Source organism: Escherichia sp. Marseille-Q3837, assembly GCF_916618735.1.
In the GTDB taxonomy this organism is placed as follows: domain Bacteria; phylum Pseudomonadota; class Gammaproteobacteria; order Enterobacterales; family Enterobacteriaceae; genus Escherichia; species Escherichia ruysiae.
Genome location: NZ_CAKAKC010000001.1, coordinates 421,496 through 434,733, shown reverse-complemented (window position 1 = coordinate 434,733; position 13,238 = coordinate 421,496). Strand labels below are relative to the sequence as shown.

The following is a 13,238-nucleotide window of genomic DNA, read 5'->3' as shown; positions in this document are numbered from 1 at the left end:
CGATGGCGAAACTGCATGATTACTACAAAGACGAAGTAGTTAAAAAACTCATGACTGAGTTTAACTACAATTCTGTCATGCAAGTCCCTCGGGTCGAGAAGATCACCCTGAACATGGGTGTTGGTGAAGCGATCGCTGACAAAAAACTGCTGGATAACGCAGCAGCAGACCTGGCAGCAATCTCCGGTCAAAAACCGCTGATCACCAAAGCACGCAAATCTGTTGCAGGCTTCAAAATCCGTCAGGGCTATCCGATCGGCTGTAAAGTAACTCTGCGTGGCGAACGCATGTGGGAGTTCTTTGAGCGCCTGATCACTATTGCTGTACCTCGTATCCGTGACTTCCGTGGCCTGTCCGCTAAGTCTTTCGACGGTCGTGGTAACTACAGCATGGGTGTCCGTGAGCAGATCATCTTCCCAGAAATCGACTACGATAAAGTCGACCGCGTTCGTGGTTTGGATATTACCATTACCACTACTGCGAAATCTGACGAAGAAGGCCGTGCTCTGCTGGCTGCCTTTGACTTCCCGTTCCGCAAGTAAGGTAGGGTTACTAAATGGCTAAGCAATCAATGAAAGCACGCGAAGTAAAACGCGTAGCTTTAGCTGATAAATACTTCGCGAAACGCGCTGAACTGAAAGCGATCATCTCTGATGTGAACGCTTCCGACGAAGATCGTTGGAATGCTGTTCTCAAGCTGCAGACTCTGCCGCGTGATTCCAGCCCGTCTCGTCAGCGTAACCGCTGCCGTCAAACAGGTCGTCCGCATGGTTTCCTGCGGAAGTTCGGGTTGAGCCGTATTAAGGTCCGTGAAGCCGCTATGCGCGGTGAAATCCCGGGTCTGAAAAAGGCTAGCTGGTAATTGTCACCAATTGAATCACGGGAGTAAAGACAGATGAGCATGCAAGATCCGATCGCGGATATGCTGACCCGTATCCGTAACGGTCAGGCCGCGAACAAAGCTGCGGTCACCATGCCTTCCTCCAAGCTGAAAGTGGCAATCGCCAACGTGCTGAAGGAAGAAGGTTTTATTGAAGATTTTAAAGTTGAAGGCGACACCAAGCCTGAACTGGAACTGACTCTTAAGTATTTCCAGGGCAAAGCTGTTGTAGAAAGCATTCAGCGTGTCAGCCGCCCAGGTCTGCGCATCTATAAACGTAAAGATGAGCTGCCGAAAGTTATGGCGGGTCTGGGTATCGCAGTTGTTTCTACCTCTAAAGGTGTTATGACTGATCGTGCAGCGCGCCAGGCTGGTCTTGGTGGCGAAATTATCTGCTACGTAGCCTAATCGGAGGAAAAAATGTCTCGTGTTGCTAAAGCACCGGTCGTTGTTCCTGCCGGCGTTGACGTAAAAATCAACGGTCAGGTTATTACGATCAAAGGTAAAAACGGCGAGCTGACTCGTACTCTCAACGATGCTGTTGAAGTTAAACATGCAGATAATACCCTGACCTTCGGTCCGCGTGATGGTTACGCAGACGGTTGGGCTCAGGCTGGTACCGCGCGTGCCCTGCTGAACTCAATGGTTATCGGTGTTACCGAAGGCTTCACTAAGAAGCTGCAGCTGGTTGGTGTAGGTTACCGTGCAGCGGTTAAAGGCAATGTGATTAACCTGTCTCTGGGTTTCTCTCATCCTGTTGACCATCAGCTGCCTGCGGGTATCACTGCTGAATGTCCGACTCAGACTGAAATCGTGCTGAAAGGCGCTGATAAGCAGGTGATCGGCCAGGTTGCAGCGGATCTGCGCGCCTACCGTCGTCCTGAGCCTTATAAAGGCAAGGGTGTTCGTTACGCCGACGAAGTCGTGCGTACCAAAGAGGCTAAGAAGAAGTAAGGTAACACTATGGATAAGAAATCTGCTCGTATCCGTCGTGCGACCCGCGCACGCCGCAAGCTCCAGGAGCTGGGCGCAACTCGCCTGGTGGTACATCGTACCCCGCGTCACATTTACGCACAGGTAATTGCACCGAACGGTTCTGAAGTTCTGGTAGCTGCTTCTACTGTAGAAAAAGCTATCGCTGAACAACTGAAGTACACCGGTAACAAAGACGCGGCTGCAGCTGTGGGTAAAGCTGTCGCTGAACGCGCTCTGGAAAAAGGCATCAAAGATGTATCCTTTGACCGTTCCGGGTTCCAATATCATGGTCGTGTCCAGGCACTGGCAGATGCTGCCCGTGAAGCTGGCCTTCAGTTCTAAGGTAGAGGTGTAAGATGGCTCACATCGAAAAACAAGCTGGCGAACTGCAGGAAAAGCTGATCGCGGTAAACCGCGTATCTAAAACCGTTAAAGGTGGTCGTATTTTCTCCTTCACAGCTCTGACTGTAGTTGGCGATGGTAACGGTCGCGTTGGTTTTGGTTACGGTAAAGCGCGTGAAGTTCCAGCAGCGATCCAGAAAGCGATGGAAAAAGCCCGTCGCAATATGATTAACGTCGCGCTGAATAACGGCACTCTGCAACACCCTGTTAAAGGTGTTCACACGGGTTCTCGCGTATTCATGCAGCCGGCTTCCGAAGGTACCGGTATCATCGCCGGTGGTGCAATGCGCGCCGTTCTGGAAGTCGCTGGGGTTCATAACGTTCTGGCTAAAGCATATGGTTCCACCAACCCGATCAACGTGGTTCGTGCAACTATTGATGGCCTGGAAAATATGAGTTCTCCAGAAATGGTCGCTGCCAAGCGTGGTAAATCCGTTGAAGAAATTCTGGGGAAATAAACCATGGCAAAGACTATTAAAATTACTCAAACCCGCAGTGCAATCGGTCGTCTGCCGAAACACAAGGCAACGCTGCTTGGCCTGGGTCTGCGTCGTATTGGTCACACCGTAGAGCGCGAGGATACTCCTGCTATTCGCGGTATGATCAACGCGGTTTCCTTCATGGTTAAAGTTGAGGAGTAAGAGATGCGTTTAAATACTCTGTCTCCGGCCGAAGGCTCCAAAAAGGCGGGTAAACGCCTGGGTCGTGGTATCGGTTCTGGCCTCGGTAAAACCGGTGGTCGTGGTCACAAAGGTCAGAAGTCTCGTTCTGGCGGTGGCGTACGTCGCGGTTTCGAAGGTGGTCAGATGCCTCTGTACCGTCGTTTGCCGAAATTCGGCTTCACTTCTCGTAAAGCTGCGATTACAGCCGAAGTTCGTCTGTCTGACCTGGCTAAAGTAGAAGGCGGTGTTGTAGACCTGAACACGCTGAAAGCGGCTAACATTATCGGTATCCAGATCGAGTTCGCGAAAGTGATCCTGGCTGGCGAAGTAACTACTCCGGTAACTGTTCGTGGCCTGCGTGTTACTAAAGGCGCTCGTGCTGCTATCGAAGCTGCTGGCGGTAAAATCGAGGAATAAGTAGCAGATGGCTAAACAACCGGGATTAGATTTTCAAAGTGCCAAAGGTGGCTTAGGCGAGCTGAAACGCAGACTGCTGTTTGTTATCGGTGCGCTGATTGTGTTCCGTATTGGCTCTTTTATTCCGATCCCTGGTATTGATGCCGCTGTACTTGCCAAACTGCTTGAGCAACAGCGAGGCACCATCATTGAAATGTTTAACATGTTCTCTGGTGGTGCTCTCAGCCGTGCTTCTATCTTTGCTCTGGGGATCATGCCGTATATTTCGGCGTCGATCATTATCCAGCTGCTGACGGTGGTTCACCCAACGCTGGCAGAAATTAAGAAAGAAGGGGAGTCTGGTCGTCGTAAGATCAGCCAGTACACCCGTTACGGTACTCTGGTGCTGGCAATATTCCAGTCGATCGGTATTGCTACCGGTCTGCCGAATATGCCTGGTATGCAAGGCCTGGTGATTAACCCGGGCTTTGCATTCTACTTCACCGCTGTTGTAAGTCTGGTCACAGGAACGATGTTCCTGATGTGGTTGGGCGAACAGATCACTGAACGAGGTATCGGCAACGGTATTTCAATCATTATCTTCGCCGGTATTGTTGCGGGACTCCCGCCAGCCATTGCCCATACTATCGAGCAAGCGCGTCAAGGCGACCTGCACTTCCTCGTGTTGCTGTTGGTTGCAGTATTAGTATTTGCAGTGACGTTCTTTGTTGTTTTTGTTGAGCGTGGTCAACGCCGCATTGTGGTAAACTACGCAAAACGTCAACAAGGTCGTCGTGTCTATGCTGCACAGAGCACACATTTACCGCTGAAAGTGAATATGGCGGGGGTAATCCCGGCAATCTTCGCTTCCAGTATTATTCTGTTCCCGGCGACCATCGCGTCATGGTTCGGGGGCGGTACTGGTTGGAACTGGCTGACAACAATTTCGCTGTATTTGCAGCCTGGGCAACCGCTTTATGTGTTACTCTATGCGTCTGCAATCATCTTCTTCTGTTTCTTCTACACGGCGTTGGTTTTCAACCCGCGTGAAACAGCAGATAACCTGAAGAAGTCCGGTGCATTTGTACCAGGAATTCGTCCGGGAGAGCAAACGGCGAAGTATATCGATAAAGTAATGACCCGCCTGACCCTGGTTGGTGCGCTGTACATTACCTTTATCTGCCTGATCCCGGAGTTCATGCGTGATGCAATGAAAGTACCGTTCTACTTCGGTGGGACCTCACTGCTTATCGTTGTTGTCGTGATTATGGACTTTATGGCTCAAGTGCAAACTCTGATGATGTCTAGTCAGTATGAGTCTGCATTGAAGAAGGCGAACCTGAAAGGCTACGGCCGATAATTGGTCGCCCGAGAAGTTACGGAGAGTAAAAATGAAAGTTCGTGCTTCCGTCAAGAAATTATGCCGTAACTGCAAAATCGTTAAGCGTGATGGTGTCATCCGTGTGATTTGCAGTGCCGAGCCGAAGCATAAACAGCGCCAAGGCTGATTTATTCGCATATTTTTCTTGCAAAGTTGGGTTGAGCTGGCTAGATTAGCCAGCCAATCTTTTGTATGTCTGTGCGTTTCCATTTGAGTATCCTGAAAACGGGCTTTTCAGCATGGAACGTACATATTAAATAGTAGGAGTGCATAGTGGCCCGTATAGCAGGCATTAACATTCCTGATCATAAGCATGCCGTAATCGCATTAACTTCGATTTATGGCGTCGGCAAGACCCGTTCCAAAGCCATCCTGGCTGCAGCGGGTATCGCTGAAGATGTTAAGATCAGTGAGCTGTCTGAAGGACAAATCGACACGCTGCGTGACGAAGTTGCCAAATTTGTCGTTGAAGGTGATCTGCGCCGTGAAATCAGCATGAGCATCAAGCGCCTGATGGATCTTGGTTGCTATCGCGGTTTGCGTCATCGTCGTGGTCTCCCGGTTCGCGGTCAGCGTACCAAGACCAACGCACGTACCCGTAAGGGTCCGCGCAAACCGATCAAGAAATAATCGGGGTGATTGAATAATGGCAAAGGCACCAATTCGTGCACGTAAACGTGTAAGAAAACAAGTCTCTGACGGCGTGGCTCATATCCATGCTTCTTTCAACAACACCATCGTGACTATCACTGATCGTCAGGGTAACGCGTTGGGTTGGGCAACTGCCGGTGGTTCCGGTTTCCGTGGTTCTCGCAAATCCACTCCGTTTGCAGCTCAGGTTGCAGCAGAGCGTTGCGCTGACGCCGTGAAAGAATACGGCATCAAGAATCTGGAAGTTATGGTTAAAGGTCCGGGTCCAGGCCGCGAATCTACTATTCGTGCTCTGAACGCCGCAGGTTTCCGCATCACTAACATTACTGATGTGACTCCGATCCCTCATAACGGTTGTCGTCCGCCGAAAAAACGTCGCGTATAACGCTTCGTTTTCCAGGTTTGTTGGAGAAAGAAAATGGCAAGATATTTGGGTCCTAAGCTCAAGCTGAGCCGTCGTGAGGGCACCGACTTATTCCTTAAGTCTGGCGTTCGCGCGATCGATACCAAGTGTAAAATTGAACAAGCTCCTGGCCAGCACGGTGCGCGTAAACCGCGTCTGTCTGACTATGGTGTGCAGTTGCGTGAAAAGCAAAAAGTTCGCCGTATCTATGGTGTGCTGGAGCGTCAGTTCCGTAACTACTATAAAGAAGCAGCACGTCTGAAAGGCAACACCGGTGAAAACCTGTTGGCTCTGCTGGAAGGTCGTCTGGACAACGTTGTATACCGTATGGGCTTCGGTGCCACTCGTGCAGAAGCACGTCAGCTGGTTAGCCATAAAGCAATTATGGTAAACGGTCGTGTTGTTAACATCGCTTCTTATCAGGTTAGTCCGAATGACGTTGTAAGCATTCGTGAGAAAGCGAAGAAGCAGTCTCGCGTGAAAGCCGCTCTGGAGCTGGCTGAGCAGCGTGAAAAGCCAACCTGGCTGGAAGTTGATGCTGGCAAGATGGAAGGTACGTTTAAGCGTAAGCCGGAGCGTTCTGATCTGTCTGCGGACATTAACGAACACCTGATCGTCGAGCTTTACTCCAAGTAAAGCTTAGTACCAAAGAGAGGACACAATGCAGGGTTCTGTGACAGAGTTTCTAAAACCGCGCCTGGTTGATATCGAGCAAGTGAGTTCGACGCACGCCAAGGTGACCCTTGAGCCTTTAGAGCGTGGCTTTGGCCATACTCTGGGTAACGCACTGCGCCGTATTCTGCTCTCATCGATGCCGGGTTGCGCGGTGACCGAGGTTGAGATTGATGGTGTACTACATGAGTACAGCACCAAAGAAGGCGTTCAGGAAGATATCCTGGAAATCCTGCTCAACCTGAAAGGGCTGGCGGTGAGAGTTCAGGGCAAAGATGAAGTTATTCTTACCTTGAATAAATCTGGCATTGGCCCTGTGACTGCAGCCGATATCACCCACGACGGTGATGTCGAAATCGTCAAGCCGCAGCACGTGATCTGCCACCTGACCGATGAGAACGCGTCTATTAGCATGCGTATCAAAGTTCAGCGCGGTCGTGGTTATGTGCCGGCTTCTACCCGAATTCATTCGGAAGAAGATGAGCGCCCAATCGGCCGTCTGCTGGTCGACGCATGCTATAGCCCTGTAGAGCGTATTGCCTACAATGTTGAAGCAGCGCGTGTAGAACAGCGTACCGACCTGGACAAGCTGGTCATCGAGATGGAAACCAACGGCACAATCGATCCTGAAGAGGCGATTCGTCGTGCGGCAACCATTCTGGCTGAACAACTGGAAGCTTTCGTTGACTTACGTGATGTACGTCAGCCGGAAGTGAAAGAAGAGAAACCAGAGTTCGATCCGATCCTGCTGCGCCCTGTTGACGATCTGGAATTGACTGTCCGCTCTGCTAACTGCCTTAAAGCAGAAGCTATCCACTATATCGGTGATCTGGTACAGCGTACCGAGGTTGAGCTCCTTAAAACGCCTAACCTTGGTAAAAAATCTCTTACTGAGATTAAAGACGTGCTGGCTTCCCGTGGACTGTCTCTGGGTATGCGCCTGGAAAACTGGCCACCGGCAAGCATCGCTGACGAGTAACCGGATCACAGGTTAAGGTTTTACTGAGAAGGATAAGGTCATGCGCCATCGTAAGAGTGGTCGTCAACTGAACCGCAACAGCAGCCATCGCCAGGCTATGTTCCGCAATATGGCAGGTTCACTGGTTCGTCATGAAATCATCAAGACGACTCTGCCTAAAGCGAAAGAGCTGCGCCGCGTAGTTGAGCCGCTGATTACTCTTGCCAAGACTGATAGCGTTGCTAATCGTCGTCTGGCATTCGCCCGTACTCGTGATAACGAGATCGTGGCAAAACTGTTTAACGAACTGGGCCCGCGTTTCGCGAGCCGTGCCGGTGGTTACACTCGTATTCTGAAGTGTGGTTTCCGTGCAGGCGACAACGCGCCGATGGCTTACATCGAGCTGGTTGATCGTTCAGAGAAAGCAGAAGCTGCTGCAGAGTAATCTGAAGCAACGTAAAAAAACCCGCCCCGGCGGGTTTTTTTATACCCGCAGTATCCCCACTTATCTACAATAGCTGTACTCTTTTTGTTCATCCCCTGGAGTATTTATGTGGTTACTTGACCAGTGGGCAGAGCGCCATATATCAGAAGCGCAAGCGAAAGGTGAGTTTGATAATCTGCCCGGTAGCGGCGAGCCATTGATACTTGATGATGATTCCCACGTGCCACCGGAATTACGTGCGGGGTATCGCTTGTTGAAGAATGCAGGTTGCTTACCGCCAGAACTTGAGCAACGAAAGGAGGCAATTCAACTTCTGGATATCCTCAAAGGTATTCATCATGACGATCCGCAATATCATGAAGTTAGTCGTCGGTTGTTATTACTGGAGTTAAAGCTGCGACAAGCAGGATTGAGCACCGAGTTTTTACGTGGTGAGTATGCTGAAAAATTGTTGAATAAAATCAATGAGAACTAATGGAGTAAATATGTATCGTATTGGTGAGCTGGCAAAAATGGCGGAAGTGACGCCTGACACGATTCGTTATTACGAAAAGCAACAAATGATGGAGCATGAAGTGCGTACCGAAGGTGGTTTTCGTCTTTATACCGAAAGCGATCTCCAACGTTTGAAGTTTATTCGTCACGCCAGACAGCTTGGTTTCAGCCTTGAGTCGATCCGAGAATTACTGTCGATCCGTATCGATCCTGAACACCATACCTGTCAGGAATCAAAAGGCATTGTGCAGGAAAGATTACAGGAAGTGGAAGCGCGGATAGCCGAGTTGCAGAGTATGCAACGTTCCCTGCAACGGCTTAATGATGCCTGTTGTGGGACAGCCCATAGCAGCGTTTATTGTTCAATTCTTGAAGCTCTTGAACAAGGAGCGAGTGGCGTTAAGAGTGGCTGTTGATTTATTACCCTGGCGGTATTACACTCGCGCCGTTAAATAACCAACTGGAGTTTTTATGAGCCGATATCAGCATACAAAAGGGCAGATAAAGGATAATGCGATAGAAGCATTACTGCATGACCCCTTATTCCGACAGCGTGTAGAGAAAAATAAAAAAGGGAAAGGCAGCTATATGCGAAAAGGAAAACATGGCAATCGGGGGAACTGGGAGGCCAGTGGCAAGAAAGTAAATCACTTTTTTACCACTGGCCTTCTGCTTTCTGGCGCTTGTTAAGAGCGGTTATTCTGCTCTTTCAGCAAATCACGAATTTCTGTCAGTAATACTTCTTCTTTAGTTGGTGCTGGAGCCGCCGCCGGTTCTTCTTTTTTCCGATTCAGTTTGTTGATTAGCTTAATCGCCATAAAGATGGCAAAGGCAACAATCAGAAAATCAAATACGTTTTGAATGAAGACGCCGTAATGCATAACAACAGCGGGTACATCCCCCTGCGCATCGCGTAATGTGACAGCAAACTGTTTAAAGTCGATCCCGCCAATTAATAAACCCAGTGGCGGCATGATGATATCAGCAACCAGTGAAGAGACGATCTTACCGAATGCGGCGCCGATAATGACACCTACAGCCAAATCCACTACATTCCCGCGCATCGCAAATTCGCGAAATTCTTTAATAATGCTCATGTTTTTCTCCCTATGAAGCTAACATTTATAAGTCTAACAAATGTTAAGCCATTTTCCTGCCAGGAATGAATTTAATTAATCCTTGATAATCAAAGGGAAATAATAAGGCGTCATTAGACGCCTTATTAATTACAAAAAGAAAGGGCTTGGCTGGAAGAGTCTTTCGACGTCGGTAATAAACTTTTTATCTGTGAGGAACATAATTACGTGATCGCCTTGCTCAATGCGTAAATTATCATTAGCAATCATCACGTCGTTTCCACGTACCACCGCACCGATAATTGTCCCAGGCGGCAGTTTAATTTCATCAATAACCCGACCAACAACACGAGAAGTGCTCTCATCACCGTGAGCAACAGCTTCAATAGCTTCAGCCACACCGCGACGGAGTGAGGAAACACCAACAATATCAGCTTTTCGCACATGACTAAGCAACGCAGAAATAGTTGCCTGTTGCGGTGAAATCGCAATATCGATCACGCTTCCTTGAACCAGATCCACATAAGCGCGACGCTGGATCAACACCATCACCTTTTTCGCCCCCATACGTTTGGCAAGCATGGCGGACATGATATTGGCTTCGTCATCGTTGGTGACGGCAATAAACAGATCAACTTGATCAATATGTTCTTCAGCCAGCAGTTCCTGATCCGACGCATCGCCAAAAAAGACGATCGTATTCTGCAACTTTTCCGCCAGTTCGGCAGCGCGCTGCTGATTACGTTCGATGAGTTTGACGCTGTAATCTTTTTCCAGACGACGCGCCAGCCCAGCGCCGATATTGCCGCCGCCTACCAGCATAATCCGCTTATACGGTTTTTCCAGACGTTGTAATTCGCTCATCACCGCGCGGATATGCTGTGAAGCGGCAATAAAGAACACTTCATCACCAGCTTCAACGATGGTCGAACCTTGCGGACGAATGGGGCGATCGTGGCGGAAAATTGCTGCAACACGAGTATCGATATGTGGCATATGTTCGCGCATGGTCGAAAGTGCATTACCAATCAGCGGGCCACCATAATAGGCTTTAACCACAGCCAGACTGACTTTACCCTCAGCGAAGTTCACCACCTGCAATGCGCCGGGATACTCAATCAGTCGGTAAATATTATCGATAACCAACTGCTCTGGCGCGATCAGATGATCAATCGGTACGGCATCAGAATGGAATAGCTTATCAGCATCTCGAACGTAGTCCGGCGAGCGGATACGAGCGATGCGATTAGGGGTGTTGAAAAGTGAGTAGGCTACCTGGCAGGCAACCATATTAGTTTCATCTGAACTGGTTACAGCAACCAGCATATCGGCGTCGTCGGCACCTGCCTCTCGCAATACGCGTGGATGAGAGCCATGCCCCTGCACAACACGCAGATCAAATTTATCCTGCAAGGTCCGCAGACGCTCACCATTAGTATCGACAACGGTAATATCGTTGTTCTCGCCAACCAGGTTTTCCGCCAGCGTGCCGCCAACCTGACCGGCACCCAGAATGATAATTTTCATCAGTCGCGACCCGTTATCTCATCACTTTTTGATTAGCTTAGCGTAAAAGAAGCCGTCACCGTCTTCGGCGCCTGGAAGATTTTGCTTACCAGGTTGCTCAGGTGTTCCTGTTTCGCAAAGTACGGCATCATCAGTACGTTGCAAAAAGGCTTTAATCTGCTGGCTATTCTCTTCCGGCAACACCGAACAGGTAGCATAAACCAGGGTTCCACCGGATTTTAAATGTGGCCAGATGGCGTCAAGGATTTCAGACTGCAACTGAGCGAGTTCCGGGATATCGCGATCGCGACGCAACCATTTAATATCCGGATGGCGACGAATCACACCGGTTGCCGAACAAGGCGCATCTAATAAAATGCGATCAAACTGTTGCTCGCCACACCATTGGGAAGGGTAACGGCCATCACCTTGTTTCACGATTGCCTTCATACCAAGGCGTTTTAAATTGTCGTAAACGCGAGAGAGCCGTTGCTCATCAATATCGACCGCCAGCACTTGCGCTTCTGGTGCCACTTCAAGGATATGCGTTGTTTTACCGCCGGGGGCGGCACAAAGATCCAGAATGTATTCACCATTTTGTGGAGCAAGCCAGGTCATGCAACCTTGTGCTGATGCATCCTGAACGGTAACCCATCCTTCTTCAAAACCGGGTAGCGCATGAACAGGTGCGGGTGTTTCCAGGCGTACAGCATCCGGGTAATCCGCATGTGGGAAGCCTTGCATACCAGCCTCTTCCAGAAGTGCAATCCAGTTATCGCGGGAATTATGCATACGATTAACGCGCAGCCACATTGGCGGACGCTGGTTATTGGCTTCGACGATGGATTGCCACTGCTCTGGATACGCTTTTTGCAGACGCTTCAGCAACCAGGAAGGATGTAGATAACGTGCATCACTGGCATTAAACTCGGCTAATAACTCTTCTTGCTGACGCTGGAACTGGCGTAACACGCCGTTAATCAGCCCCTTAAGTTGCGGGCGCTTAATTGCGACAGCACCTTCAACCGTTTCAGCCAGCGCAGCATGAGGTGGAATGCGGGTATAAAGCAGTTGATACAAACCAACCATAATCAGGTAATGCACAGTACGCTGTTTGCCAGTCATCGGACGGGCCATTAACTTATTAATCAGCCAGTCTAGCTGTGAGAGCGTACGCAATACGCCAAAGCACAACTCTTGAAGAAGGGCTTTGTCTTTATCGGAAACTTTTTGCTGTAGCGGTGGCAGAATGTTGCTTAATGATTGCCCTTGTTCGACGACTTGTTCAACGGCCTGGGCCGCCATGCTACGTAAATTACGTTGTTTTTTCATAAGTATAAAAATAAAAATGCCCGGCAAGACCGGGCTTAGAAGAGTGGACTATCAGGCCAGACGGTTGCCCGGAACAAACCATTCCCGACGAGAATTCAGGAGGTCTTGCGCGCTCATCGCTTTCTTACCCGCAGGTTGTAACGAGAGCAGGTTCAGGATGCCATCACCAGTCGCAACCTGAATGCCTTGTTTGTTGGCTTCAAGGATCGTTCCTGGGGCAGCGTTGGTTACCGTATCAATGACCGACGCTTTCCAGACTTTAACCGGCTGTCCTTCAATTTCCAGCCAGCTCATTGGCCATGGATTGAAAGCGCGAATGCAGCGTTCAAGCTGCGCTGCCGAAAGTGACCAGTCAATACGCGCTTCTTCTTTACTCAACTTTTCGGCGTAAGTAACAAGAGTTTCGTCCTGAATTTCTGGTTTCGCCGTGCAGTCTGCCAGTTGTTTCAATGTGGCGATAAGCCCTTGTGGGCCAAGCTCTGCCAGCTTGTCGTACAGCGTACCACTGGTATCTTCTGCAGTAATCGGGCAGGAGAGCTTATAGAGCATGTCACCGGTGTCTAAACCAACATCCATTTGCATAATGGTCACACCAGTTTCTGCATCACCCGCCCATAGTGAGCGTTGGATTGGTGCAGCACCGCGCCAGCGAGGCAGCAGTGAACCATGAACATTGATACAGCCGAGACGTGGCATCTCCAGCACAGCTTTAGGCAGAATCAGCCCATAGGCGACGACAACCATAACATCAGCTTGCAGGTCAGCGACCAGTTGCTGGTTTTCTTGTGGACGCAAAGAAACAGGCTGAAAAACGGGTAAGCCTTTTTCTTCAGCCAGCATTTTGACCGGACTTGGCATCAGCTTTTTGCCGCGCCCTGCTGGTCGGTCGGGTTGGGTAAACACGCCAACAACGTTATGTCCAGAAGACAACAGCGCGTCAAGATGACGCGCTGCAAAGTCAGGTGTACCCGCAAAAATAATACGTAGTGATTCTGACACGTTAG

Annotated in this window: 22 protein-coding genes; 18 read left to right on the top strand and 4 right to left on the bottom strand. The window is 49.7% G+C overall.

What is annotated here, in order from left to right; all coding sequences use genetic code 11:
• The first annotated feature begins 2 nt into the window (after nt 1-2).
• From rplE to arfA, 18 genes are all read left to right on the top strand, one after another.
• Complete coding sequence (gene rplE, locus LG381_RS02075) at nt 3-542, top strand: 50S ribosomal protein L5 (RefSeq protein WP_001096200.1); 540 nt, start codon at nt 3-5, stop codon at nt 540-542.
• 14 nt (nt 543-556) lie between these two features.
• Nucleotides 557-862, top strand: coding sequence for a 30S ribosomal protein S14 (rpsN, locus tag LG381_RS02070; protein ID WP_001118930.1), 306 nt, complete (start codon nt 557-559; stop codon nt 860-862).
• A 33-nt stretch (nt 863-895) separates the two neighbouring features.
• A complete protein-coding gene (gene rpsH / locus LG381_RS02065; protein ID WP_000062611.1) occupies nt 896-1,288 on the top strand; it encodes a 30S ribosomal protein S8 in 393 nt (130 codons plus the stop codon).
• A gap of 12 nt (nt 1,289-1,300) precedes the next feature.
• Nucleotides 1,301-1,834, top strand: coding sequence for a 50S ribosomal protein L6 (gene rplF, locus LG381_RS02060; protein WP_000091945.1), 534 nt, complete (start codon nt 1,301-1,303; stop codon nt 1,832-1,834).
• A 9-nt stretch (nt 1,835-1,843) separates the two neighbouring features.
• Nucleotides 1,844-2,197, top strand: a complete 354-nt coding sequence (gene rplR, locus LG381_RS02055; protein ID WP_000358960.1) for a 50S ribosomal protein L18 — start codon at nt 1,844-1,846, stop codon at nt 2,195-2,197.
• A gap of 14 nt (nt 2,198-2,211) precedes the next feature.
• Entirely contained in the window at nt 2,212-2,715 is a 504-nt protein-coding gene (rpsE, locus tag LG381_RS02050) for a 30S ribosomal protein S5 (protein ID WP_000940122.1), read from the top strand.
• 3 nt (nt 2,716-2,718) lie between these two features.
• Entirely contained in the window at nt 2,719-2,898 is a 180-nt protein-coding gene (rpmD, locus tag LG381_RS02045; protein ID WP_001140433.1) for a 50S ribosomal protein L30, read from the top strand.
• 3 nt (nt 2,899-2,901) lie between these two features.
• A complete protein-coding gene (rplO, locus tag LG381_RS02040; protein ID WP_001238917.1) occupies nt 2,902-3,336 on the top strand; it encodes a 50S ribosomal protein L15 in 435 nt (144 codons plus the stop codon).
• Nucleotides 3,337-3,343: 7 nt separating this feature from the next.
• Nucleotides 3,344-4,675 (top strand): preprotein translocase subunit SecY, encoded by a 1,332-nt coding sequence (secY, locus tag LG381_RS02035; RefSeq protein WP_001118861.1) that lies wholly within the window; start codon nt 3,344-3,346, stop codon nt 4,673-4,675.
• A 31-nt stretch (nt 4,676-4,706) separates the two neighbouring features.
• A complete protein-coding gene (rpmJ, locus tag LG381_RS02030) occupies nt 4,707-4,823 on the top strand; it encodes a 50S ribosomal protein L36 (protein ID WP_000868187.1) in 117 nt (38 codons plus the stop codon).
• A gap of 146 nt (nt 4,824-4,969) precedes the next feature.
• Complete coding sequence (gene rpsM / locus LG381_RS02025) at nt 4,970-5,326, top strand: 30S ribosomal protein S13 (protein WP_000090775.1); 357 nt, start codon at nt 4,970-4,972, stop codon at nt 5,324-5,326.
• 16 nt (nt 5,327-5,342) lie between these two features.
• Complete coding sequence (gene rpsK / locus LG381_RS02020; RefSeq protein ID WP_001029684.1) at nt 5,343-5,732, top strand: 30S ribosomal protein S11; 390 nt, start codon at nt 5,343-5,345, stop codon at nt 5,730-5,732.
• A gap of 33 nt (nt 5,733-5,765) precedes the next feature.
• A complete protein-coding gene (gene rpsD / locus LG381_RS02015) occupies nt 5,766-6,386 on the top strand; it encodes a 30S ribosomal protein S4 (protein WP_000135224.1) in 621 nt (206 codons plus the stop codon).
• Between the two features lie 25 nt (nt 6,387-6,411).
• Nucleotides 6,412-7,401 (top strand): DNA-directed RNA polymerase subunit alpha, encoded by a 990-nt coding sequence (gene rpoA, locus LG381_RS02010; RefSeq protein ID WP_001162094.1) that lies wholly within the window; start codon nt 6,412-6,414, stop codon nt 7,399-7,401.
• Between the two features lie 40 nt (nt 7,402-7,441).
• The gene (gene rplQ, locus LG381_RS02005; RefSeq protein WP_001216368.1) at nt 7,442-7,825 is read left to right on the top strand and encodes a 50S ribosomal protein L17; all 384 of its coding nucleotides are present in this window, start codon (nt 7,442-7,444) and stop codon (nt 7,823-7,825) included.
• Between the two features lie 106 nt (nt 7,826-7,931).
• Complete coding sequence (locus tag LG381_RS02000; protein ID WP_137326182.1) at nt 7,932-8,300, top strand: DUF1992 domain-containing protein; 369 nt, start codon at nt 7,932-7,934, stop codon at nt 8,298-8,300.
• Nucleotides 8,301-8,310: 10 nt separating this feature from the next.
• Nucleotides 8,311-8,736 (top strand): Zn(2+)-responsive transcriptional regulator, encoded by a 426-nt coding sequence (gene zntR, locus LG381_RS01995; protein ID WP_000285607.1) that lies wholly within the window; start codon nt 8,311-8,313, stop codon nt 8,734-8,736.
• Between the two features lie 55 nt (nt 8,737-8,791).
• Nucleotides 8,792-9,010, top strand: a complete 219-nt coding sequence (gene arfA, locus LG381_RS01990) for an alternative ribosome-rescue factor ArfA (RefSeq protein WP_000092696.1) — start codon at nt 8,792-8,794, stop codon at nt 9,008-9,010.
• Here the strand turns inward: arfA and mscL are convergent.
• The 4 genes from mscL to fmt all read right to left on the bottom strand — a co-directional run bounded on the left by mscL (nt 9,007) and on the right by fmt (nt 13,233).
• Nucleotides 9,007-9,417 (bottom strand): large-conductance mechanosensitive channel protein MscL, encoded by a 411-nt coding sequence (gene mscL, locus LG381_RS01985; protein ID WP_000022446.1) that lies wholly within the window; start codon nt 9,415-9,417, stop codon nt 9,007-9,009. The two genes, arfA and mscL, sit on opposite strands and share 4 nt — an antisense overlap.
• Before the next feature lie 129 nt (nt 9,418-9,546).
• Nucleotides 9,547-10,923, bottom strand: coding sequence for a Trk system potassium transporter TrkA (gene trkA, locus LG381_RS01980; protein ID WP_000691382.1), 1,377 nt, complete (start codon nt 10,921-10,923; stop codon nt 9,547-9,549).
• 21 nt (nt 10,924-10,944) lie between these two features.
• Nucleotides 10,945-12,234 (bottom strand): 16S rRNA (cytosine(967)-C(5))-methyltransferase RsmB, encoded by a 1,290-nt coding sequence (rsmB, locus tag LG381_RS01975; RefSeq protein ID WP_085461313.1) that lies wholly within the window; start codon nt 12,232-12,234, stop codon nt 10,945-10,947.
• 51 nt (nt 12,235-12,285) lie between these two features.
• Nucleotides 12,286-13,233, bottom strand: a complete 948-nt coding sequence (gene fmt, locus LG381_RS01970; RefSeq protein WP_225761961.1) for a methionyl-tRNA formyltransferase — start codon at nt 13,231-13,233, stop codon at nt 12,286-12,288.
• Between the last annotated feature and the right edge of the window lie 5 nt (nt 13,234-13,238).